Below are 22,403 nucleotides of genomic sequence, written 5' to 3' on the forward strand. Positions count from 1 at the left end.
TGCTCGCGAACGCTTCACTCGCCGAGCTGCTCGATCACGCCCTTGGCCTTGAGCTCCGCCAGGCGCGCCTCGTCCAGCCCCAGCCGGCGCTTGAGCACCTCGTCGGTGTGCTCGCCGAGCATGGGTGCCGGGCGCTGGTACTGCACCGGCGTCTCGGACAGCTTGAGCGGGCTGCCGACCATCCTGAAGCCGGGGTTGAGGGCGTGGGGAATCTCCACCAGCATGTCGCGCGCCAGCACCTGCGGCTCGTCCAGGGCGCGGCCGATGTCGTTGATCACGCCGACCGGCACCTTGACCGCGTGGATACGGGCCACCCAGTTGTCGGCGCTGTCCTTGCGGAAGTGCTCGGCCAGTTGGCCGACGATGGCCTCGCGGTTGCGCACGCGGTCGGCGTTGCGGGCGAAGCGCGGGTCCTTGGGCAGCTGCGGCAGGCCGATGGCGTCGCACAGGGCGACGAACTGGCTGTCGTTGCCGCAGGCGATGATGAAGTCCCTGTCGCTGCCGGAGAACACCTGGTACGGCACGATGTTGACGTGGGCGTTGCCCTGCCGCCCCGGCGAGCGCCCGGTGGCGAGGTAGTTCTGGCTCTGGTTGCCGAGCATGGCCACCTGCACGTCCAGCAGGGCCATGTCGCAGTGCTGGCCGCGGCCGGTCTTCTCCCGCGCCAGCAACGCGGCCTGGATGGCGACCACCGAGTACAGCCCGGTCATCACGTCGGACACCGCCACGCCGACCTTCTGCGGGCCGGCGCCGGGCACGCCGTCCTTCTCGCCGGTGATGCTCATCAGCCCGCCCATGCCCTGGATGATGAAGTCGTAGCCGGGCTCTTCCGCGCGCGGCCCGGTCTGGCCGAAACCGGTGATGGAGCAGTACACCAGGCGCGGGTTGAGCTTGGACAGGCTTTCGTAGTCCAGCCCGTACTTGGCCAGCGAGCCGGCCTTGTAGTTCTCGATCAGCACGTCGCATTCGCCAGCCAGCGCGCGCACCAGCGCCTGGCCCTCGGGGCTGGCCAGGTTCAGCGCCACCGACAGCTTGTTGCGGTTGGTCGACTGGTAGTACGACGCCTCGGGGCTGTCCGAGCCGTCCGCCGCCTTCATGTAGGGCGGGCCCCAGCCGCGGGTGTCGTCGCCCACGCCGGGCCGTTCGATCTTGATCACCTCCGCGCCCAGGTCGGCCAGGATCTGGCCGCACCAGGGGCCGGCCAGGACACGGCTGAGGTCGAGTACGCGGTATCCGCTCAAAGCGCCCATCTTCATCTCCTCACTGGCGCGCTCACACGCGCTCGATAACCATGGCGAGCCCCTGGCCCACGCCGATGCACAGGCTGATCACCGCATAGCGTTGACCACTGCGCTGCAGTTGTCGCGCCACGCTCAGCGCCAGCCGCGCGCCGGAAGCCCCCAGCGGGTGGCCGACGGCGATGGCGCCGCCGTTGGGGTTGACCCGCGGATCGTCGAAGGCGACGCCCAGGCCGCTCAGGCAGCCGAGCACCTGGGCGGCGAAGGCCTCGTTGATCTCGATGATGTCCATGTCGGCGAGGCCCAGACCGGCGCGGGCCAGCGCCTTGTTGATCGCCTCTACCGGGCCGACGCCCATGATCCGCGGCTCCACGCCCACCGCCGCGGCGGAGAGGATTCGCGCCAGCGGTGCGAGCCCATGGCGCTCGCCGGCCTCTGCGGAGCCGATCAACAGCGCCGCCGCGCCATCGTTCACCCCCGAGGCGTTGCCGGCGGTGACCACGCCGCCCTCGAACAGCGGCTTCAGGCGCGCCAGCGCGGCTTCGTCGGAGTCCGGGCGTGGGTGCTCGTCCTGCTCGATCACCTTCGGCGGCGTCTTGCGTCCGGTGGGCACGCTCACCGGGACGATTTCGCCGGCGAAGAAGCCGGCCTGGCGGGCCGCCTCGTAGCGCGCCTGGGACGCCGCGGCGAAGCGGTCGGCCTGCTCGCGGCTGATGCCGTATTCGCGAGCCACGTTGTCGCCGGTCTGCGGCATGCTGTCGTTGCCGAACCCGGCGACGATCTTCGGATTGGGGAAGCGCGCGCCTATGGTGCTGTCGAACACCGCCAGGTCGCGGCTGTAGGCGGCCTCGGCCTTGGCCATGACGAAGGGCGCGCGGGACATGCTCTCGACGCCGCCGGCGACGAACAGCTCGCCCTCGCCGCAGGTCACGGCGCGCGCGGCATCAATGACCGCAGCCAGGCCGCTGGCGCACAGGCGGTTCACCGTCTGGCCCGGCACCGTCACCGGCAGCCCGGCCAGCAGCGCGGCATGGCGGGCGACGTTGCGGCTGTCCTCGCCGGCCTGGTTGGTATTGCCGAGGATCACGTCCTCGATGGCATCGCCCGGCACGCCGTGGCGGGCGAGCAGTTCACGGATGACGTGGGCCGCCAGGTCGTCCGGGCGCACCGGCGCCAGGGCCCCGGCATGGCGGCCGAAGGGGGTGCGCAGGCCGGCGTAGATAAAGGCATTGAGCATGGAGGTCTCCTTGGATCGGGTGAGCGCCGGGCCTCAGCCCAGCGCGGGCTCGGCATGGCGCAGCGACAGGCCCAGCGCGGCGCGGCGGCGCAGCCACGGGCCGGGGCGGTAGCGGGCATCGCCGGTCAGGTCGGTCATGCGTTCCAGTATCGTCAGCAGCCGCGCGGGGCCGACGGCGTCGCCCCAGGCCAGCGGCCCCTGCGGATAGCCCAGGCCGCGGCGCACGCCTTCGTCCAGGTCGTCGACGCTGGCGATGCGCTGCTGGACGATGTCGCCGGCCAGGTTGACGATCAGCGCCAGCACGCGCTGGGCGACGAAGCCGACGCTGTCGTTGATCAGGCTGACGCCGACGCCATCGGCGGCCAGCAGCGCATGGGCGGCAGCGCGCATGGCCGGGGCGGTAGCCGGGTTCTGCATCAGGCAGCGGTGGCGCTGCAGGTCGAGCAGCAGGTCGATGCACAGGGTGCGCGCCGGGTCGCTGCCGAAACGCCGGCAGGCGCTGGTCGCGTCTATGCCGTAGGGGGCCAGCAGGCAAAGGGCCTCGCTGCTCGGCTGCTCGCCCTGCTCCAGGGTAGCGCCCAGCTTCTCCAGCAACGCGCCGAGCGACTCGCGGTCTTCGGCGGACTCGGCGCCGATCCATACCGGCGGCAGCACGGCCACGCTCGGCACCGGTTGCGGCGCCGGCGGATCGATCATCCTGCCGTCTTCGTAACGGTAGAAGCCACGCCCCACCTTGCGCCCCACGAAACCGGCCTCGAGCATCTGCCGGGTGAGCGCCGCCGGCCGGTAGCGCGGCTCCTGGTAGAACTGGTTGTAGATGGACTCGATCACCGGGTGCGAGACGTCCAGCGCGGTCAGGTCGAACAGCTCCAGCGGCCCCATGCGGAAGCCCAGGCCCTCGCGCAGGATGCGGTCGATGTCGGCCGGCTCGGCGATGCCTTCCTTGAGCATCTGCAGCGCCTCGGTGCTGTAGGCGCGCCCGGCGTGGTTGATGATGAAGCCGGGGGTGTCCTTGGCGCGGATGCCGCGGTGGCCCATACGCGCGGCCAGCGCCTGCAGGCGGTCGCCCACCTGCGGGTCGCTGGCCAGGCCGTCGATCACCTCGACCACCTTCATCAGCGGCACCGGGTTGAAGAAGTGGAAGCCCGCCACCCGCTCGGGGTGCCGGCAGCCGCGGGCGATGCTGGTGACCGACAGCGACGAGGTGTTGGTCGCCAGGATGCAGTCGGCGGCGACCACCGCTTCCAGTTCGGCCAGCAGCGCTTGCTTGGCGTCCAGGCGTTCGACGATGGCTTCGACCACCAGTTCGGAATCGGCCAGTTCGGCCAGGGAGCCGGCGACCAGCAGGCGGGCCAGGGCGGCGTCAGCTTCCCCGGCACTGATCTTGCCCTTCTCCGCCAGCTTGCCGAGGGTGCGCCCGAGGTTGTCGCGCGCGGCCTGCGCCGCGCCCTCGCGGGCGTCGAAGAGTTTCACCTGGATGCCGGCCTGGGCGGCGATCTGGGCGATGCCGCTGCCCATCACGCCGGTGCCGACGATGGCCATGCGTTGGATGTCACGCATCATGGGTCATTCCCCCTGGAAGCTGGCTTGGCGTTTTTCGAGGAAGGCGGCGGCGCCCTCCTTCTGGTCCCTGGAGTCGAACAGCAGCTGGAAGGCCTTGCGCTCCAGAGTCAGCGCGCTGTCCAACGGCAGGTCGGCGCCGGCGAGCATCACTTCCTTGATCTGCGCCACGGCCAGCGGCGGCAGCGCGGCGATCTCGGCGGCCAGTTCCAGGGCGCGCGGCAAGGTCTGCGCATCGCCGACCACCTCGCTGACCATGCCCATCGCCAGGGCTTCCGGCGCCTTGACCAGGCAGCCGGTCAGGGCCATGCGCATCGCCTGGAACTTGCCCACCGCGCGGATCAGCCGCTGGGTGCCGCCGGCGCCGGGCATCAGGCCGAGCTTCACCTCCGGCTGGCCGAAGCGCGCCGACTCGCCGGCGACGATGATGTCGCAGTGCATCGCCAGCTCGCAGCCGCCGCCCAGGGCGAAACCGTTCACCGCCGCGATCACCGGCTTGGGGCAGCGGCCGATGGCATCCCAGAGCAGCTCGGTGTGCCGGCGGTACATCTCGATGGGGCTGGCCTGGGCGAACTCGCGGATGTCCGCGCCCGCCACGAAGCACTGCTCTCCCCCGGTCAGGACGATGGCCCGCACCCGGCTGTCGTCGGCCAGCGCGCGGAAGTGCTCGGCCAGTTGCTGGCGCACGGCGGCATTGAGGGCGTTGCGGGCTTCGGGGCGGTCGATGCGGACCACCGCCACGCCGTCGGCCTGGATCGTTCGGTGGACCACGCTGGGGTGCTGGTTGCTCATGATCGTGCTTGCCTCAGTATTGTTTCGTCTGACGAAACTACATTCCGTATTTACGATTAATCATAGTGAGCCTAGATCGACGCTGTAAACGGCATCCGTTCTGATCAGCTATTTTTATCTTTAAAAACAATTAGTTAGTAAATATCTCAGCGACAATTTTACGCAGACTGGAAAACCCTCTATAATTTCGTCTGACGAAACTGAATTTTATTTTATTGATTTTCTCGGAAAAGGGGTTCTACCATGCGCCGCAACAAGACGGAGCTGGATTCGGCTGCGCCGACGAAAAACGAAGGTGAGATCGGCCTGTTGGAACGGGGGATGTTCGACCCCGCCACGGCGCTGAGCGAGGAGGAAAACAGCGGTCAGTTCGTCACGGCCCTGGCTCGCGGCCTGGAAATCCTGCGCTGCTTCAACCCACGGGAAAACGTGCTGAGCAACCAGGACCTGGCGCGCAAGACCGGCCTGCCCAAGCCGACCGTGACGCGCCTGACCAACACCCTGATGCGCCTGGGCTGCCTCAAGCGCGAGGTGCACTCGGGCAAGTACCAGCTGGACGTCGGCGTGCTGGGCTTCGGCTACGCGATGCTGTCGAACCTGTCGATCCGCGCGGTGGCCCACCCGCTGATGGAGGAACTGGCCAACCACGCCCAGGCGGCGGTGGCCATGGCCGCCCGCGACCGCCTGCAGATGGTGTACCTGGACGTGGTCCAGGGCCAGGGGAACATGACGATGCGCCGGCAGATCGGCAGCTACCTGCCGCTGGCGGTGAGTTCGGTGGGCCGCGCCTGCCTGGCGGCGATGCCGGAGAACGAACGGGAGTTCCTGCTCGACCACATCCGCGAGCGCGAACCGCAACACTGGCCGGCCATCCGCAAGGGCCTGGACCGCGCCTTCAGGGACTTCACCGACTACGGCTACTGCCTGTCGATCGGTGAATGGCACCGCGACGTCAACTCCGTCGCCGTGCCCTTGGTGCATCCGCAGTACGGGCTGCTGGCCTTCAACTGCGGCGGACCGAGCTTCCAGCTGACCCGCGAGAAGCTCGCGGACGACATCGGGCCCCGCCTGATCAACATGGTCAACAACATAGGTGCCGCCGCTCGCTGATGCCCGGGTGACGGTGCCCTGCCAGACAGGCCCGCCCGGCGGGCCCTTGAGGAGAGCACATGATCCGAGACGCAGAGACGCTGCAGATACTTCTGGACTCCATCCACCAGTTCGTCGACGAGGTGCTGATACCGCGCGAGAACGAAGTCGCGGAAACCGACGCCATTCCCCGGGACATCGTCGAGCAGATGCGCGAGATGGGCCTGTTCGGCCTGACCATTCCCGAGGAATTCGGCGGCCTGGGCGTGACCATGGAAGAAGAGGTGAACATCACCTTCGAACTCGGCCGCACCTCCCCCGCCTTCCGCTCCTACATCGGCACCAACAACGGCATCGGCTCCATCGGCATCCTGATCGACGGCACGCCCGAACAGAAAGGCCACTACCTGCCCAAGCTCGCCAGCGGCGAACTGCTCAGCGCGTTCTGCCTGACCGAGCCGGACGCCGGTTCCGACGCCGCCTCGCTGAAGACCAGCGCGGTGCGCGACGGCGACCACTACGTGCTCAACGGCACCAAGCGCTTCATCACCAACGCCCCGCATGCCGGCATCTACACCGTGATGGCGCGCACCAACCCGGAGATCAAGGGCGCCGGCGGCATCAGCGCGTTCATCGTCGAGCGCGGCACCCCGGGCATCTCCCTGGGCAAGCCGGACCACAAGATGGGCCAGAAGGGCGCGCACACCAGCGACGTCATCTTCGACAACGTGCGCGTGCCGGCCAGCCAGCTGATCGGCGGCGTCGAGGGCGTGGGCTTCAAGACCGCCATGAAGGTGCTCGACAAGGGCCGCCTGCACATCGCCGCGCTGAGCGTCGGCGCCGCCGAACGCATGCTCGACGACGCCCTGCGCTACGCCCTGGAGCGCAAGCAGTTCGGCAAGCCGATCGCCGAGTTCCAGCTGATCCAGGCGATGCTCGCCGACAGCAAGGCGGAAATCTACGCCGCCCGCTGCATGGTGCTGGACGCCGCGCGCAAGCGCGACGAGGGCCGCAACGTCAGCACCGAGGCCTCCTGCGCCAAGATGTTCGCCACCGAAATGTGCGGCCGCGTCGCCGACCGCTGCGTGCAGATCCACGGCGGCGCCGGCTACGTCAGCGAGTACGCCATCGAGCGCTTCTACCGCGACGTGCGGCTGTTCCGCATCTACGAAGGCACCACGCAGATCCAGCAGGTGGTCATCGCCCGCAACATGATCCGCGAAGCCACGCACTGAATCCCCCTCGCCGCCCTGCCCCCGCCGGGCGGCGACCCGCAGGCTTACCGATGGGCCGCAAGCGCCGGCCCACGAATAAATACAACAGGTAGTTCGCCCATGGAAACCACTGCTTCGACTTCCCAAGCGACCACCCAGAGCAAGACCTGGGTGATCGTGTTCCTGTTCTGCTTCATCGGCCTGCTGATCGATGGCGCCGACCTCATGCTGCTGTCCTACAGTCTCACCAGCCTGAAGGCCGAGTTCGGCCTGAGCAACGTCCAGGCCGGCAGCCTGGGCAGCTTCACCCTGGCCGGCATGGCCATCGGCGGCATCTACGGCGGCTGGGCGTGCGACCGCTTCGGCCGGGTGCGCACCGTGGTCTGGACCATCGTGCTGTTCTCGGTCGGCACCGCCGCGCTGGGCCTGACCCACAGCTACTGGCAGTTCGCCGCGGCGCGTTTCGTCGCCTCCCTGGGCCTGGGCGCGCTCTACGTCGCCTGCAACACCCTGATGGCCGAATACGTGCCCACCAAGTACCGCACCACGGTGCTGGGCACCCTGCAGGCGGGCTGGTCGGTGGGCTACATCGTCGCCACCCTGCTGGCCGGTTGGATCCTGCCGAGCTACGGCTGGCGCTACCTGTTCTACGTCGCCATCATCCCGGTGGTGCTGGCGGTGGCCATGCGCCGCCTGGTGCCGGAACCGGCCGCCTGGGTAGAAGCCCAGGCCGAGCGCAAGCGCCGCAAGGCCCTGGGCCAGGAGGAAGTCGTCGAGAAGAAATCCGCCGGCGCGTTCCGCATGATCTTCGGCGACCGCCGCGCCCGCAGCATGTTCATCTTCTGGTCGCTGACCGCGGGCTTCCTGCAGTTCGGCTACTACGGCGTGAACAACTGGCTGCCGTCCTACCTGGAAACCGAGATGGGCATGAACTTCAAGTCCATGACCGCCTACCTGGTGGGCACCTACGCAGCGATGATCCTCGGCAAGGTCCTGGCCGGCGTCGCCTCGGACTGGCTGGGCCGGCGCAAGGTGTTCGCCTTCGGCGCCCTGGGCACCGCGGTGTTCCTGCCGGTGATCGTGCTCTACCACAGCCCCGAGGCCATTCTCTGGATGCTGGTGGTGTTCGGCTTCCTCTACGGCATCCCCTACGGCGTCAACGCCACCTACATGACCGAAAGCTTCGCCGCCCGCTACCGCGGCACCGCCGTGGGCGGCGCCTACAACATCGGCCGCATCGGCGCGGCCATCGCCCCGGCGGCCATCGGCTTCCTGGCCACCCAGGTGTCCATCGGCGCGGGCTTCCTGGTGATGGGCGCGGCCTACTTCGTCTGCGGCATCATTCCCGCCCTGCTGATCCGCGACAAGCAGTTCGACCCGCAGACGGAGTGACGCACGAGCGGAGCCCGGCGCCGAAATAGTGCCGGGCTCCGCAGATTTCTCCCACAGCTGGCTTGCATGCGCAGGGCCTGCGTCACGCGGGTGACGTCAGCCGTATGAGCTTGAGGTTGAGGAACGCGCTAATGCCGACCTCAGCCCCCGCGACCTTTGCGATGGAGAGCTGCTGCAGGAGCGTTTCCAGGGCGAGTGATCATACGGGTGGATGGTGTCGGCAATAGCCTGGAGGCACTGCTCAGGCAGAGCATCGCCCGGCAGCCGGCTGCTCGGACACACCGAGGAGGAGACCACCAAGAAGATCCACATCCGTCGCGGAGCAGTGGCAAAGCCTGCAAAATAGGTGCTATTTCGGAACTCCGCCCATTTTCAGCCCATCATCGAGCCTTAATGTTGGCCGCCGAAAATGAAAAAGGCCCTGAAAAATCAGGGCCTTGGAGATGGCGGAAGCGCAGAGATTCGAACTCTGGGGGCTGTTACACCCGGCGGTTTTCAAGACCGCTGCCTTAAACCACTCGGCCACACTTCCTTTCGGGGGCGCATAGTACCGGATCGCAACACACTGTCAAACTCTGATCCTACGTCTGACAGGCGGCTTTGATATCATCACTGCAACTATGGTCACGGAATCCCATTCCGCTTACAGGAGTGTCTAGCCATGCAAGAACGGCAATATCTCAACCCCGCCGCGGCGGAACAACGGGAAGTCAGCGGAGTCCTGCGCAACACCTACGGCCTGCTGGCCATGACCCTGGCCTTCAGCGGCCTGGTCGCCTACGTCTCGCAACAACTGCACCTGCCCCACCCGGGCCTGCTGCTGACTCTGGTCGGCTTCTACGGCCTGTTCTTCGCCACCCTCAAGCTGCGCGACAGCGGCTGGGGCCTGGTCACCACCTTCGCCCTCACCGGCTTCATGGGCTACACCCTCGGCCCGATCCTGAACCTGTACCTGGGCATGGCCAACGGCGCCAGCATCATTTCCTCGGCGTTCTTCATGACCGCCCTGGTGTTCTTCGGCCTGTCCGCCTACGTGCTGACCACCCGCAAGGACATGAGCTTCCTGTCCGGCTTCATCACCGCCGGCTTCTTCGTCCTGCTGGGCGCCATGCTGGTCTCGCTGTTCTTCCAGATCAGCGGCCTGCAACTGGCGATCAGCGCCGGCTTCGTGCTGTTCTCCTCGGCGGCCATCCTGTTCCAGACCAGCGCCATCATCCACGGTGGCGAGCGCAACTACATCATGGCCACCATCAGCCTGTACGTGTCGATCTACAACATGTTCCTCAGCCTGCTGCAGATCTTCGGCATCATGGGCAGCGACGACTGACGCTTCCCGGCAACACCGGAAAAGCCCGCCTTGGCGGGCTTTTTCCTTTTCCGGCGCAGCAAAATCCCCGCGCTGGCCTTATCATCGCGCTGTAATCCGCCGACCGGCCCATGCCATGAAATTCGCCATCGCCCTCTTCGCCCCGCCCCACTCGCCCGCCGCACGACGCGCCCTGCGCTTCGCCGAGGCGGCGCTCGCCGGCGGCCACGAGATCGTCCGCCTGTTCTTCTACCAGGACGGCGTGCACAGCGCCTCGAGCAACCCGGTGAGCGGCCAGGACGAACTGGATGTGGCAGCAGCCTGGACGCGCTTCGTCGGCGAGCACCGCCTCGATGCCGTGGTGTGCATCGCCGCCGCCCTGCGCCGCGGCGTGCTCAACGCCGAGGAAGCCGCCCGCTACCAGCGCCCGGCGGCCAACCTGCAGGCGCCCTGGGAGCTGTCCGGCCTCGGTCAGTTGCATGAAGCGACGCAGATGGCGGACCGCCTGGTCTGCTTCGGAGGAAACTGATGGCCAAGTCCCTGCTGATCGTCAGCCGCCAGGCCCCGTGGAGCGGCCCCGGCGCCCGCGAGGCGCTGGACATCGCCCTGGCCGGCGGCGCCTTCGACCTGCCCATCGCCTTCCTTTTCCTCGATGACGGGGTGTTCCAGTTGGCTCCGGGCCAGGCTCCCGCCAACCTCGAACAGAAGGATCTGCAGGCCAACCTGCAGGCCCTGCCGCTGTTCGGCGTCGAAAGGCTCTACGCCGCCGAGCGCAGCCTCGCCGAGCGCGGCCTGGCCGATGCCAGTCTGAGCCTGCCGGTGGAGGTGCTGGACGACCTCGCATTGCGCCAGCTGACCCAGCAATACGACCAGGTGATCACCCTCTGATGAGCACGCTGCATCTGCTTTCCCATTCCCCGTTCGGCGACGGCCGCTTCGACAGCTGCCTGCAGCTGCTGTGCCACGACGACGGCCTGCTGCTCAGCGGCGATGCCGTCTACGCCCTCGCCGCCGGCAGCGCCCCGCGCCAACGCCTGGAGTGTCTGCCCAACGCCTGCTACGCCCTCGCCGAGGACTTGCAGGCGCGCGGCCTGCAGGAACACCTGCCGGCCAACCTGAAGGCCGTGGACTACCCCGCCTTCGTCGAACTCTGCACCCGCTACGACAAGGTCAACGCCTGGCTATGACTACCCTCACGGTGGAAGGGCGCGCCATCGCCCTGGACAAGGACGGCTACCTGCAATACCTGGACGACTGGTCGGTAGCCGCCGCCGAAGCCCTGGCCCGCCAGGAAGGCCTGCACCTCACGCCGGAACACTGGGAAATCCTCCACCTGCTGCGCGAGTTCTATGCGCAGTTCCAGCTGTCGCCGGCCAACCGCCCGCTGATCAAGTACGTGGCCCAGCGCCTGGGCGCGGAAAAGGGCAGCAGCCTGCACCTCAACCTCCTGTTCAAGGGCACCCCGGCCAAGCTTGCCGCCAAGCTCGCCGGCCTGCCGAAGCCGACCAATTGCCTATGACCGCCACGCCTCTCGTCCTGCAGACACCCGCCGAACACCCTTTCGCGCAGTTCGTGCGCATCCTCGGCAAGGGCAAGCGCGGCGCGCGCAGCCTGACCCGCGAGGAAGCCCGCGAGGCCCTGGGCATGATCCTCGACGGCCAGGTCGAAGAGGCGCAGCTGGGTGCCTTCCTGATGCTGCTGCGGCACAAGGAGGAAAGCGCCGATGAGCTGGCCGGCTTCACCGAGGCCGTGCGCGCGCGCCTGGACGCGCCGCGGATCGCCGTCGACCTCGACTGGCCCAGCTATGCCGGCAAGAAGCGCCACCTGCCCTGGTACCTGCTCGCCGCCAAGTGCCTGGCCGGCAGCGGCACGCGCACCCTCCTGCACGGCGGCGGCGCGCACACCGCCGGGCGCCTGTACACCGAGCAGTTGCTGCAGACGCTGGACATCCCGCTGTGCCGCGACTGGAACGCCGTGGGCGAAGCGCTCGACCGGGGCGGCCTGGCCTTCGCCCCGCTGATGGACTGGATGCCGGCGCTGCAGCGGATGATCGACCTGCGCAACACCCTCGGCCTGCGCTCACCCATCCATTCCCTGGTGCGCCTGCTCAACCCGCTGGGCGCGCGCTGCATCCTGCAGAGCATCTTCCACCCCGGCTACCAGGAAACCCACCGCGAAGGCAGCCGCCTGCTCGGCGACCGCGCCATCGTGATCAAGGGCGAAGGCGGCGAGATCGAGATCAACCCGGACAGCCCGGCGCACCTCTATGGCACCGAGTCGGGCGCCAGCTGGGACGAGGAATGGCCGGCCCTCTCGGCGCTGCGCCACGTCAAGCCGGAGCGCCTGGAGCCGCAGGTGCTGGCCGAGTTCTGGCGCGGCGAACGGGAGGACGCCTACGGCGAACTGGCAGTGATCGCCACCATCGCCCTGGGCCTGCGCGGGCTGGGCCGCGACCGCGAGGCGGCCTTCGCCGAGGCCCGGCAACGCTGGGCCGCTCGGGACAGATCGATCGGCTAGATAGCTTCTACCCTGTTTTTGCGGCGATCCATCGATGGCAAGGGCGTAGACTGGCTTCCATACCCTTTCCTGAGGAGCCAGTCATGGGACAGCTCATCGATGGCCGCTGGCAAGACCAGTGGTACGACACCAGCAAGGATGGCCGCTTCCAGCGCGAGAACGCGCAACGCCGCAACTGGGTCACCGCCGACGGCCAGCCCGGCCCCAGCGGCGAAGGCGGTTTCCGCGCCGAGGCCGGGCGCTACCACCTGTATGTTTCCCTCGCCTGCCCCTGGGCGCACCGTACGCTGATCTACCGCCAGCTCAAGGGCCTGGCCGGGCTGATCGACGTTTCGGTGGTCAGTTGGCTGATGCGGGAGAACGGCTGGACCTTCGACCGCAGCCTGGGCTCCACCGGCGATGCCCTGGATGGGTTGCAGTTCCTGCACCAGCGCTACACCCGCGACGATCCGCACTACACCGGCCGCGTCACCGTGCCGGTGCTGTGGGACAAGCAGCGCAAGCGCATCGTCAGCAACGAGTCGGCGGAAATCATCCGCATGTTCAACTCGGCCTTCGACGGCCTGACCGGCAACGACCTGGACCTCTACCCCACCCCGTTGCAGGGCGAGATCGACGCGCTGAACGAACGCATCTACCCGGCGGTGAACAACGGCGTATACCGCGCCGGCTTCGCCACCAGCCAGGAAGCCTACGAAGAGGCCTTCGTCACTCTGTTCGAGGAACTGGACTGCCTGGAGAAGCGCCTGGGCGAACGGCGCTACCTGACCGGCGAATACCTGAGCGAGGCCGATATCCGCCTGTTCACCACGCTGATCCGCTTCGATGCCGTGTACCACGGACATTTCAAGTGCAACCTGCGGCGCCTGGCCGACTACCCGAACCTGTCCGGCTGGCTGCGCGAGCTGTACCAGTTGCCGGGGGTGGCTGGCACGGTGAACTTCCAGCACATCAAGAATCACTATTACGGCAGCCACCGCACCATCAATCCAACCGGCATAGTGCCGCTGGGGCCGCAGCAGGATTTCAGCGGGCCGCACGGGCGCGAGCATCTGCCGGGCAAGGGGATTGCGCGCAAGGGCTGAGACCCGGGTTATTCGTAGGATCGAGGGGGACGCCTAGTCCTTGCTCGCGAAGGGGTTTGCCGGGGGAGTAGGTGCTGGGTTTAGAGCACCCTCTCCCCAACCCTCTCCCTGAAGGGAGAGGGGGCTGTCCTGAGTGGACAGTGAGTTCGGAGTCATCCTCAAAGCCCTCTCTATCCCTGCCCTTCTCGCGAGCACGGAAACGTAGGGCGTATAACCGTTCGCGGTTATACGCCGTTGGCCCGAGCATCGAAGCCAAGGACGGCAGCGCATTCGCCCCCGTAGGAGCGGGCCCTGCCCGCGATTCGCAGGTGAATAGAGCGAGGCTCAGAGCGGCTTGTCGATGCCGTCGTAGATCTTCTGCAGGGCGTCCAGGCGTTCCTGGTAGCGCTGCTTCAGGCAGGCCTTGTCGCGGCCGCAGGCGCGGCGCTGGTCCAGCCAGGCGAGTTGGGCGTCGCCCATGTTGCCGCGCATGCCCATGGCGAACAGGCCGCTGAGCAGGCGGTAGGTGGTGGCCATCTGCACGTCCAGCTCGGACAGCTGGCGGTCGGCGCAGATGGCTTTTTCGTCGGCGTGGCGGGCCTTCTTGCAGTCGAAGCTGGCGGCGCCGGCCGGCAAGGCGGCGGCAGCCAGGATGCAGACCGCGCCCCAGGCCATCGCCGCATGCCAAGCCTTCATTGCTGACCTTCGAACCAGGCGAGCTTGTCGCGCAGGGTGACCACCTCGCCGACGATTACCAACGTCGGCGCGTGCACTTCATGCTCGGCGACCAGTTTCGGCAGGTTGGCCAGGGTGCCGGTGAACACGCGCTGGTGTTCGGTGGTGCCCTGCTGGATCAGCGCGGCAGGCGTATCGGCGGCGCGGCCGTGGCGCACCAGTTCCTCGCAGATCACCGGCAGGCCCACCAGGCCCATGTAGAACACCAGGGTCTGGCCCGGCGCCACCAGGTCGTTCCACGGCAGGTCGGTGCTGCCGTCCTTCAGGTGGCCGGTAACGAAGCGCACCGACTGCGCGTAGTCGCGGTGGGTCAGCGGAATGCCGGCATAGGCCGCGCAGCCGCTGGCCGCAGTGATGCCCGGCACCACCTGGAAGGGAATGCCGTTGGCCGCCAGTTCGTCGATCTCTTCGCCGCCACGGCCAAAGATGAACGGATCGCCGCCCTTCAGGCGCAGCACGCGCTTGCCCTGTTTGGCCAGCTCGACCAGCTTGCGGTTGATCTCGTCCTGGGGCACGGCGTGGTCGGCGCGGCGCTTGCCGACGTACAGGCGGTCGGCGTCGCGGCGGCACAGTTCGAGGATGGCCGGGGCCACCAGGCGGTCGTAGAGCACCACGTCGGCCTGCTGCATCAGGCGCAGGGCGCGGAAGGTCAGCAGGTCCGGGTCGCCCGGGCCGGCGCCGACCAGGTAGACCTCGCCGCGGGCCTCGGCCTGGCCGTTTTCCAGCTTGTCGGCCAACAGGCGCTCGGCTTCCGCCGGCTGCCCGGCGAGCATGCGTTCGGCCACCGGGCCCTGGAACACTTCCTCCCAGAACTGGCGGCGCTGCTGCAGGTCCGGCAGGCGCTGCTTGACCGCTTCGCGGAAGCGGCTGGCCAGCCCGGCCAGTTGGCCGTAGGCGGCGGGAATCCAGGTTTCCAGCCTGGCCCGCAGCAGGCGTGCCAGCACCGGCGCGTCGCCGCCGCTGGAAACCGCCAGCAGCAGCGGCGAACGGTCGACGATGGCGGGGAAGATCACGCTGCACAGCGCCGGCGCGTCCACCACGTTGACCGGCACGCCGCGGGCGTGGGCATCGCGGGACACCTGGGCGTTCAGCGGCTCGTCGTCGGTGGCGGCGATGACCAGCACGCAGTCGCCGAGATCGGCCTCGGCGTAGCGGCGTTCCAGCAGTTCGCCACCGCCCTGCTCCACCAGCTCGCGCAGCTCGCTGTGGACCTGCGGCGCGACCACACGCAACACGGCGCCGGCACTGTCGAGCAGGCGCGCCTTGCGCAGGGCGACCTCGCCGCCGCCGACCAGGAGTGCGCGACGCCCGCGCAGGACGTGGAACAGCGGCAGCGCATCCATCTCAGCCGATCACCTCGATGCCGCCCATGTAGGGCTTGAGCACCTCGGGCACGCGGATGCTGCCGTCGGCCTGCTGGTAGTTCTCCAGCACGGCGACCAGAGTGCGGCCCACCGCCAGGCCGGAGCCGTTGAGGGTGTGCAGCAGTTCCGGCTTGCCGGTTTCCGGGTTGCGGAAGCGCGCCTGCATGCGGCGGGCCTGGAAGTCGCCGCAGTTGGAGCAGGAGGAAATCTCGCGGTACTTGTCCTGGCTCGGCACCCAGACTTCCAGGTCGTAGGTCTTGGCCGCGCTGAAGCCCATGTCGCCGGTGCACAGGGCCAGCACTCGGTACGGCAGTTCCAGGGCCTGCAACACTTTCTCGGCGTTGCCGACCAGGCTTTCCAGGGCTTCCCAGGACTTCGTCGGCTCGACGATCTGCACCATCTCGACCTTGTCGAACTGGTGCTGGCGGATCATCCCGCGGGTGTCGCGGCCCGAGGCACCGGCTTCGCTGCGGAAGCATGGGGTGTGGGCGACGAACTTCAGCGGCAGCTCCTTGGCGTCGAGGATCTGCCCGGCGACGATGTTGGTCAGCGAGACTTCGGCGGTGGGGATCAGGTACAGGTCGGCTTCGCCGTCGCGGCCGATCTTGAACAGGTCTTCCTCGAACTTCGGCAGCTGGCCGGTGCCCTGCAGCGCCGGCGCCTGCACCAGGTACGGGGTGTAGGCTTCCTCGTAGCCGTGCTCGCGGGTGTGCAGGTCGATCATGAACTGCGCCAGGGCGCGGTGCAGTCGGGCGATCGGGCCGCGCATCAGAGCGAATCGGGCGCCGGACAGCCGCGCGGCGGTCTCGAAGTCCAGCCAGCCGTGCTGCTCGCCGAGGGCGACGTGGTCCTGGATGGGGAAGTCGAAGCTGCGCGGGGTGCCCCAGCGGCGCACTTCCAGGTTGTCTTCTTCGTCCGCGCCAACCGGCACCGACTCATGGGGCAGGTTGGGGATGGTCAGCAGCAGGGCGTCCAGCTCGGCCTGAATGCCATCCAGCTCGCGCTTGCCGGCCTCCAGCTCGTCGGCCATGCGGTTGACCTCGGCCTTGAGCGGCTCGACGTCCTCGCCACGCTTCATGGCCTGGCCGATCGCCTTGGAGCGCGCGTTGCGCTCGGCCTGCAGGGTTTCGGTGCGGGTCTGCACGGCCTTGCGCTGGTTCTCCAGCGCTTCGATGCGCGCCACGTCCAGGGTGAAGCCACGGGCGGCGAGGCGGTCGGCCACTTCCTGCGGCTGGGTGCGTACCAGTTTGGAATCGAGCATGGTCTGTTCTCGTGTCTAGTGTCGGCGGCGTGCGGGCGCCGCTCAGGATTTTCTGCGTTTTCTCGGGCTGGCCCGGTCCAGGGCCGCCAGGTGCTTGAGCTTCTCGCCGATCTTCAGTTCCAGGCCGCGGGGCACGGGCTGGTAATACTGGCGCGGTTCGAGCTGTTCGGGGAAGTAGTCTTCCCCGGCGGCATAGGCGTCGGGCTCGTCATGGGCATAACGATACTCCTCGCCGTAGCCGAGGTTCTTCATCAGTTTGGTCGGTGCGTTGCGCAGGTGCAGCGGCACTTCCAGCGAGCCGTTCTCGGCCACGTCGCGGCGCGCCGTGTTGTAGGCGTTGTAGACGGCGTTGCTCTTCGGCGCGCAGGCCAGGTAGACGATGGCCTGGGCGATGGCCAGCTCGCCTTCGGGGCTGCCCAGGCGCTCCTGCACGTCCCAGGCGTGCAGGCACAGGGTCAGCGCGCGGGGGTCGGCGTTGCCGATGTCCTCGCTGGCCATGCGCACCACGCGGCGGGCGATGTACAGCGGGTCGCAGCCGCCGTCGAGCATGCGCGCGTACCAGTAGAGCGCGCCATCGGGGCTGGAGCCGCGCACCGACTTGTGCAGCGCGCTGATCTGGTCGTAGAAGGCCTCGCCGCCCTTGTCGAAGCGCCGGCGGCTGTCGCCCAGCAGGTTCTGCAGCAGTTCGGCGCTGATCTCGCCGCCGTCCTCGGCCAGGTCGGAGGCGTTCTCCAGCAGGTTGAGCAGGCGCCGGCCGTCGCCGTCGGCGGCGGCCATGAGGATGGCGAAGCTCTCCTCCGGCAGGCTCAGGTGGCGCCTGCCCAGGCCCTTGTCCTCGCTCAGGGCGCGCTGCACCAGCTTGCGCAGGGCGGCTTCGTCCAGGCTTTTCAGCACGTAGACGCGGGCCCGCGAGAGCAGCGCGTTGTTCAGCTCGAACGAGGGGTTCTCGGTGGTGGCGCCGATGAAGATCAGGGTGCCGTCTTCGACGTAGGGCAGGAAAGCGTCCTGCTGGCTCTTGTTGAAGCGGTGCACCTCGTCGACGAAGAGGATGGTGCGGCGCCCGTACTGCGCGGCCTGCTGCTTGGCCATCTCCACCGACTGGCGGATTTCCTTCACCCCCGAGAGCACCGCGGAGATGGTCTCGAAGTGGGCGTCGGAAACCTGCGCCAGCAGCTTGGCCAGGGTGGTCTTGCCCACGCCCGGCGGGCCCCAGAAGATCATCGAGTGCAGCGCGCCCTGCTCCAGCGCCTCGCGCAGCGGCTTGCCGCGGGCGAGCAGGTGCTCCTGGCCGACGTATTCGTCCAGGCTGGTGGCGCGCAGGCGCGCGGCCAGGGGCTGGGCTACGGGTTCGGAACGGAACAGGTCCACGCTGCTACCTCATGGGCGCCGCGCCAGGCGGCGGCCCTTCACTCCTGGATGACGTCGACGCCCTTGGGCGCCTCGAACACGAACTGCTTGGCGTCCACCGGCTGGTTCATCTTCACGTCGAAGAACAGGATGTTGGTGCGCTGGCCGACGCTGTCGATCAGTTGCATGTCGTTGACCACCCCGTTGCGGAAGGAAATCCGCAGGCTGTCGAACAGGGTGTCCTTGTCCTTCGGCTTGAGGATGAAGTCGACCACGTTGCCGCCGTCCTTGCTGGTGATGTCGAAGCTCTCGTGGATCTTCGAGATGTCGCCGGAAAGCAGCAGCGCCGGGGTCTGGGTCAGGCGCTGGTCGAGCTTCTGGATGGTCACCTGCTGCAGGTCCGGGTCGTACAGCCAGATCTTCTCGCCGTTGGAGATCAGCAGTTGCTCCTGGGGCGCGTCGGTGTGCCAGCGGAACAGGCCCGGGCGCTTGAGCGCCAGGTTGCCGGCGGTTTCCTGCAGGCGGGTGCCGCTGCCGTCCAGGGTCAACTGGGAGAAGCGCGCGCTCAGGGTCTGGGCCTTGCTCAGCATGGCGCTCAGGCGCTGGGTGGCGGCGTCGTCGGCGTGGGCCTGGACGCCGGCGACGGCCAGCGCAGCAAGCACGAGCATGCGGATCAGTCGCATGGAAATCCTCGATCAGTCGCGGATGGGAGCCGGCGCGACCACTTCGCGCGAGCCGTTGGTATTCATCGGGGTGACCACACCGGCCATTTCCATCGCCTCGATCATGCGCGCGGCGCGGTTGTAGCCGATCTTCAGCTTGCGCTGCACCGCGGAGATGGAGGCGCGGCGGCTCTCGGTGACGAAGCGCACGGCCTCGTCGTACAGCGGGTCGTCCTCGCTGCCCTCGCCGCCTTCGCCACCACCACCGCCGCCACCGTCGAAGCCGCCGCCACCGCCTTCATCGGCGCCGGCGAGGATGTCCTCGATGTAGTCGGGCGCGCCGCGCAGCTTCCAGGCCTCGACCACGCGGTGCACTTCCTCGTCGGAGACGAAGGCGCCATGCACGCGGATCGGCAGGCCGGTGCCCGGCGGCAGGTAGAGCATGTCGCCGTGGCCGAGCAGCTGTTCGGCGCCGCCCTGGTCGAGGATGGTCCGCGAGTCGATCTTGCTCGACACCTGGAAGGCGATACGCGTGGGGATGTTGGCCTTGATCAGGCCGGTGATCACGTCCACCGACGGGCGCTGGGTGGCGAGGATCAGGTGGATGCCCGCAGCCCGCGCCTTCTGCGCGATACGGGCGATCAACTCTTCGACCTTCTTGCCGACGATCATCATCATGTCGGCGAATTCGTCGACCACCACGACGATGGTCGGCAGCGTCTGCAGCAGCGGCGCCTCGTCTTCCATGCTCTCGCGGCGGTACAGCGGGTCGGTCAGCGGCGTGCCGGCTTCCTCGGCATCCTTCACCTTGCGGTTGAAGCCGGCCAGGTTGCGCACGCCCATGGCGGCCATCAGCTTGTAGCGCCGCTCCATCTCGGCGACGCTCCAGCGCAGGGCGTTGGCCGCCTCCTTCATGTCGGTGACCACCGGGCAGAGCAGGTGCGGGATGCCTTCGTAGATCGACAGTTCGAGCATCTTCGGGTCGATCATGATCAGCCGCGCGTCCTGGGGCGTGGACTTGAACAGGATCGACAGGAGCATGGCGTTCACCCCCACCGACTTACCCGAGCCGGTGGTACCGGCCACCAGCAGGTGCGGCATGCGCGCCAGGTCGGTGATGACCGGGTTGCCGCCGATGTCATGGCCCAGGGCCAGCGGCACGGTGGACTTGTGCTCGTCGTATTCCGGCGACATCAGCACTTCGGAGAAGCGCACCATCTGCCGGTCTTCGTTGGGGATCTCGATGCCCACGGTGGTCTTGCCGGGGATCACCTCGACCACCCGCACGCTGATCACCGCCAGCGAGCGCGCCAGGTCCTTGGCCAGGTTGGAGATGCGGCTGACCTTGACGCCGGCCGCCGGCTGGATCTCGAAGCGGGTGATCACCGGGCCCGGATGGACCGACTCGACCACCACCTCGACGCCGAACTCCTTGAGCTTGATCTCCAGCAGGCGCGACATGGCCTCCAGGGATTCGGGGGAGTAGCTGCGCTTCTTCTCGCCGGCCGGGTCGAGGATCGACAGCGGCGGCAGGGTGCCCTCGACGGCGGTGTCGACGAACAGCGGCGCCTGTTTTTCCTTGAGCACGCGCTTGCTGGGCTCGACCGGCTTGGGCGGCGGCGGCGCGTCGATCTTCGGCGCCGTGCGCTTCTCGCGCTCCTGCACGCTCTTGACCAGGGCTTCCTCGCGCTCGATCAGGCGCTCCTTGACCTTGGCCTGCTCGCGGCGGTCCGGCACCACGGGCGCGGCCACCTCGGCGACGCGCTCGTCCACCTCGCGCAGCTGGGCGACCAGTTGCTTGCGCTCGCTGCGCGCGCTCAACCAGCGGTTGAAGGCGTTCTGGATCAGCTCGAAGAGGTCGAGGGTGATCTTCCCGGTGACGTCCATCACCTGGAACCAGGACAGGTCGGCGAACACCGTCAGGCCGAACAGGAACAGGGCGATGAACAGCAGGGTGCTGCCCTGCACGTTGAGGGCGTTCAGCGCCAGTTGGCCGAGGCTTTCGCCCACGGCGCCGCCGGCGGAGGCCGGCAGGTGGCCGCCGCCGATATGGAAATGGATGTAGGCCAGCGCCGAGCCGGAGAGGATCAGGAACACCAGGCCGATCAGCCGCCAGGAGAACAGCCAGCCGCTGAACTCCCAGGCCATGTGGCGCTTGCGGAAGATCTGCCAGGTCTTGACCCCCAGCAGCAGCGGGAACAGGTAGGCGAAGTACCCCAGCGCGACGAAGAGGATGTCGGCGCTCAGGGCCCCCAGGCGACCAGCGGCATTCTGCACCTGCTCGACGTGGCTGGAATGGCTCCAGCCCGGATCGGACGAATCGTAGGTGAGCAGCGCCATCCACAGGTAAAGGCAGAGCGCGCCGAGCGCGATCAGGGCCCCTTCCTTCAGGCGAATGTGCAATTGCTGACGCCAGGCTGCGGCGTGGCTAGCGGTGGTCGAGTCCTTCAAAACGCGTCTATTCCTGCGCACTGGGCGCGTCCGAGAGTCATCTGGCGACAAAACGGGCCTATTGTACGGCTTTGGCCGCTCGATGCCACAGGGCCCGCCGCGGCGCCTTTTGCCGCCTTTTCCAGGTTCGGTGTAGCATAGCCCACCAAGGTTTCACGGCTGCTCAATTGGAGCATGCATTCTCTTACGTGACAAAGGCTTATGGAGTCTTTTTATGAGTGAAGTCAAGCATTCGCGCCTGATCGTCCTGGGCTCCGGCCCGGCGGGTTACACCGCTGCCGTGTACGCCGCGCGGGCCAACCTCAAGCCTGTTGTCATCACCGGCATCCAGCCCGGCGGCCAGCTCACCACCACCACCGAGGTCGACAACTGGCCGGGCGACGTCGAAGGCCTGACCGGTCCGGCCCTGATGGAGCGCATGGAGCAGCACGCCAAGCGTTTCGATACCGAGATCGTCTACGACCACATCCACACCGCCGAGTTGCAGGGCAAGCCGTTCATCCTCAAGGGCGACAGCGGCACCTACAGCTGCGACGCGCTGATCATCGCCACCGGCGCCTCCGCGCAATACCTGGGCATGAGCTCGGAAGAGGCCTTCATGGGCAAGGGCGTCTCCGCCTGCGCCACCTGCGACGGCTTCTTCTACCGCAACCAGGTGGTCTGCGTGGTCGGCGGCGGCAACACCGCGGTCGAGGAAGCGCTGTACCTGGCCAACATCGCCAAGGAAGTGCACCTGATCCACCGCCGCGACAAGCTGCGCTCGGAGAAGATTCTCCAGGACAAGCTGTTCGAGAAGGCCAAAAACGGCAACGTGCGCCTGCACTGGAACACCACCCTGGACGAGGTCCTGGGCGACGAGATGGGCGTGATCGGCGTGCGCCTGAAGGACGTGAACAGCGGCGAGACCCGCCAGTTGGACCTGGCCGGCGTGTTCATCGCCATCGGCCACAAGCCCAACACCGACCTGTTCACCGGCCAGCTGGAAATGCGTGACGGCTACCTGGTGGTCAAGGGCGGCGGCGAAGGCAACGCCACCGCCACCAGCATCCCCGGCGTGTTCGCCGCCGGCGACGTGGCCGACCACGTCTACCGCCAGGCCATCACCTCGGCCGGCGCCGGCTGCATGGCCGCGCTGGACGCCGAGAAATACCTCGACGACAGCCACTGACAGGCC

The 22,403-nt window shown here is 67.8% G+C and carries 21 protein-coding genes and 1 tRNA gene; 11 read left to right on the forward strand and 11 right to left on the reverse strand.

Features of this window, described 5'->3' with window-relative positions; translation table 11 throughout:
* Positions 1–14: 14 nt before the first annotated feature.
* Genes IG194_RS00760 through IG194_RS00775 form a run of 4 tightly spaced genes read right to left on the reverse strand, consistent with a single transcriptional unit; the run spans position 15 to position 4,827 of the window.
* Entirely contained in the window at positions 15–1,250 is a 1,236-nt protein-coding gene (locus tag IG194_RS00760; protein ID WP_058490144.1) for a CaiB/BaiF CoA transferase family protein, read from the reverse strand.
* Positions 1,251–1,272: 22 nt separating this feature from the next.
* Positions 1,273–2,475: a 3-oxoadipyl-CoA thiolase gene (locus IG194_RS00765; RefSeq protein WP_058490145.1), complete on the reverse strand. Its 1,203-nt coding sequence runs from the start codon at positions 2,473–2,475 to the stop codon at positions 1,273–1,275.
* Between the two features lie 33 nt (positions 2,476–2,508).
* The gene (locus IG194_RS00770) at positions 2,509–4,038 is read right to left on the reverse strand and encodes a 3-hydroxyacyl-CoA dehydrogenase (RefSeq protein WP_058490146.1); all 1,530 of its coding nucleotides are present in this window, start codon (positions 4,036–4,038) and stop codon (positions 2,509–2,511) included.
* 3 nt (positions 4,039–4,041) lie between these two features.
* Positions 4,042–4,827 (reverse strand): enoyl-CoA hydratase, encoded by a 786-nt coding sequence (locus IG194_RS00775; protein WP_009623183.1) that lies wholly within the window; start codon positions 4,825–4,827, stop codon positions 4,042–4,044.
* Between the two features lie 243 nt (positions 4,828–5,070).
* Here IG194_RS00775 and IG194_RS00780 point away from each other — a divergent pair, with 243 nt between their 5' ends.
* From IG194_RS00780 to IG194_RS00790, 3 genes are all read left to right on the forward strand, one after another.
* Positions 5,071–5,937, forward strand: a complete 867-nt coding sequence (locus tag IG194_RS00780; RefSeq protein ID WP_043272054.1) for an IclR family transcriptional regulator — start codon at positions 5,071–5,073, stop codon at positions 5,935–5,937.
* Positions 5,938–5,996: 59 nt separating this feature from the next.
* Positions 5,997–7,151, forward strand: coding sequence for an acyl-CoA dehydrogenase family protein (locus tag IG194_RS00785; protein ID WP_058490147.1), 1,155 nt, complete (start codon positions 5,997–5,999; stop codon positions 7,149–7,151).
* Positions 7,152–7,250: 99 nt separating this feature from the next.
* On the forward strand, positions 7,251–8,522 hold the full coding sequence (locus IG194_RS00790) for an MFS transporter (RefSeq protein WP_009623190.1): 1,272 nt from the start codon (positions 7,251–7,253) through the stop codon (positions 8,520–8,522).
* Between the two features lie 444 nt (positions 8,523–8,966).
* Here IG194_RS00790 and IG194_RS00795 read toward each other — a convergent pair.
* A tRNA-Ser gene (locus tag IG194_RS00795) sits at positions 8,967–9,054 on the reverse strand.
* A 129-nt stretch (positions 9,055–9,183) separates the two neighbouring features.
* Between IG194_RS00795 and IG194_RS00800 the strand changes: the two genes are divergently transcribed.
* The 7 genes from IG194_RS00800 to IG194_RS00830 all read left to right on the forward strand — a co-directional run bounded on the left by IG194_RS00800 (position 9,184) and on the right by IG194_RS00830 (position 13,430).
* Positions 9,184–9,849, forward strand: coding sequence for a Bax inhibitor-1/YccA family protein (locus IG194_RS00800; protein WP_009623200.1), 666 nt, complete (start codon positions 9,184–9,186; stop codon positions 9,847–9,849).
* Between the two features lie 115 nt (positions 9,850–9,964).
* Positions 9,965–10,357, forward strand: coding sequence for a sulfurtransferase complex subunit TusD (tusD, locus tag IG194_RS00805; protein ID WP_058490148.1), 393 nt, complete (start codon positions 9,965–9,967; stop codon positions 10,355–10,357).
* Positions 10,357–10,716: a sulfurtransferase complex subunit TusC gene (gene tusC, locus IG194_RS00810; protein WP_043272058.1), complete on the forward strand. Its 360-nt coding sequence runs from the start codon at positions 10,357–10,359 to the stop codon at positions 10,714–10,716. Before tusD ends, tusC begins: the two co-directional genes overlap by 1 nt.
* The gene (gene tusB, locus IG194_RS00815) at positions 10,716–11,015 is read left to right on the forward strand and encodes a sulfurtransferase complex subunit TusB (protein WP_043272059.1); all 300 of its coding nucleotides are present in this window, start codon (positions 10,716–10,718) and stop codon (positions 11,013–11,015) included. Before tusC ends, tusB begins: the two co-directional genes overlap by 1 nt.
* Positions 11,012–11,347, forward strand: coding sequence for a TusE/DsrC/DsvC family sulfur relay protein (locus IG194_RS00820; RefSeq protein WP_009623204.1), 336 nt, complete (start codon positions 11,012–11,014; stop codon positions 11,345–11,347). The genes tusB and IG194_RS00820 overlap by 4 nt, the downstream gene beginning before the upstream one ends.
* Complete coding sequence (locus tag IG194_RS00825; RefSeq protein WP_058490149.1) at positions 11,344–12,345, forward strand: glycosyl transferase family protein; 1,002 nt, start codon at positions 11,344–11,346, stop codon at positions 12,343–12,345. The genes IG194_RS00820 and IG194_RS00825 overlap by 4 nt, the downstream gene beginning before the upstream one ends.
* A gap of 83 nt (positions 12,346–12,428) precedes the next feature.
* Positions 12,429–13,430, forward strand: a complete 1,002-nt coding sequence (locus tag IG194_RS00830; RefSeq protein WP_058490150.1) for a glutathione S-transferase family protein — start codon at positions 12,429–12,431, stop codon at positions 13,428–13,430.
* Between the two features lie 324 nt (positions 13,431–13,754).
* Here the strand turns inward: IG194_RS00830 and IG194_RS00835 are convergent, their stop codons facing one another.
* The 6 genes from IG194_RS00835 to ftsK are packed head-to-tail and all read right to left on the reverse strand — an operon-like array spanning position 13,755 to position 21,250.
* A complete protein-coding gene (locus IG194_RS00835; RefSeq protein ID WP_058491017.1) occupies positions 13,755–14,084 on the reverse strand; it encodes a lysozyme inhibitor LprI family protein in 330 nt (109 codons plus the stop codon).
* Between the two features lie 17 nt (positions 14,085–14,101).
* Positions 14,102–15,487: a siroheme synthase CysG gene (gene cysG / locus IG194_RS00840; RefSeq protein ID WP_058071887.1), complete on the reverse strand. Its 1,386-nt coding sequence runs from the start codon at positions 15,485–15,487 to the stop codon at positions 14,102–14,104.
* Position 15,488: 1 nt separating this feature from the next.
* Positions 15,489–16,769 (reverse strand): serine--tRNA ligase, encoded by a 1,281-nt coding sequence (gene serS, locus IG194_RS00845; protein ID WP_009623213.1) that lies wholly within the window; start codon positions 16,767–16,769, stop codon positions 15,489–15,491.
* 42 nt (positions 16,770–16,811) lie between these two features.
* Entirely contained in the window at positions 16,812–18,137 is a 1,326-nt protein-coding gene (locus IG194_RS00850) for a replication-associated recombination protein A (RefSeq protein WP_043318300.1), read from the reverse strand.
* A gap of 38 nt (positions 18,138–18,175) precedes the next feature.
* Entirely contained in the window at positions 18,176–18,799 is a 624-nt protein-coding gene (gene lolA, locus IG194_RS00855) for an outer membrane lipoprotein chaperone LolA (RefSeq protein WP_058071886.1), read from the reverse strand.
* Between the two features lie 12 nt (positions 18,800–18,811).
* Positions 18,812–21,250 (reverse strand): DNA translocase FtsK, encoded by a 2,439-nt coding sequence (gene ftsK / locus IG194_RS00860; protein ID WP_009623226.1) that lies wholly within the window; start codon positions 21,248–21,250, stop codon positions 18,812–18,814.
* A gap of 193 nt (positions 21,251–21,443) precedes the next feature.
* On the opposite strand from ftsK, the gene trxB reads away from it, so the two are divergent.
* On the forward strand, positions 21,444–22,397 hold the full coding sequence (gene trxB, locus IG194_RS00865) for a thioredoxin-disulfide reductase (RefSeq protein ID WP_009623228.1): 954 nt from the start codon (positions 21,444–21,446) through the stop codon (positions 22,395–22,397).
* Positions 22,398–22,403 lie beyond the last annotated feature (6 nt).

Origin of the sequence: Pseudomonas sp. ADPe (genome assembly GCF_014843515.1) — a bacterium.
GTDB classification, from domain to species: Bacteria; Pseudomonadota; Gammaproteobacteria; order Pseudomonadales; family Pseudomonadaceae; genus Pseudomonas; species Pseudomonas citronellolis.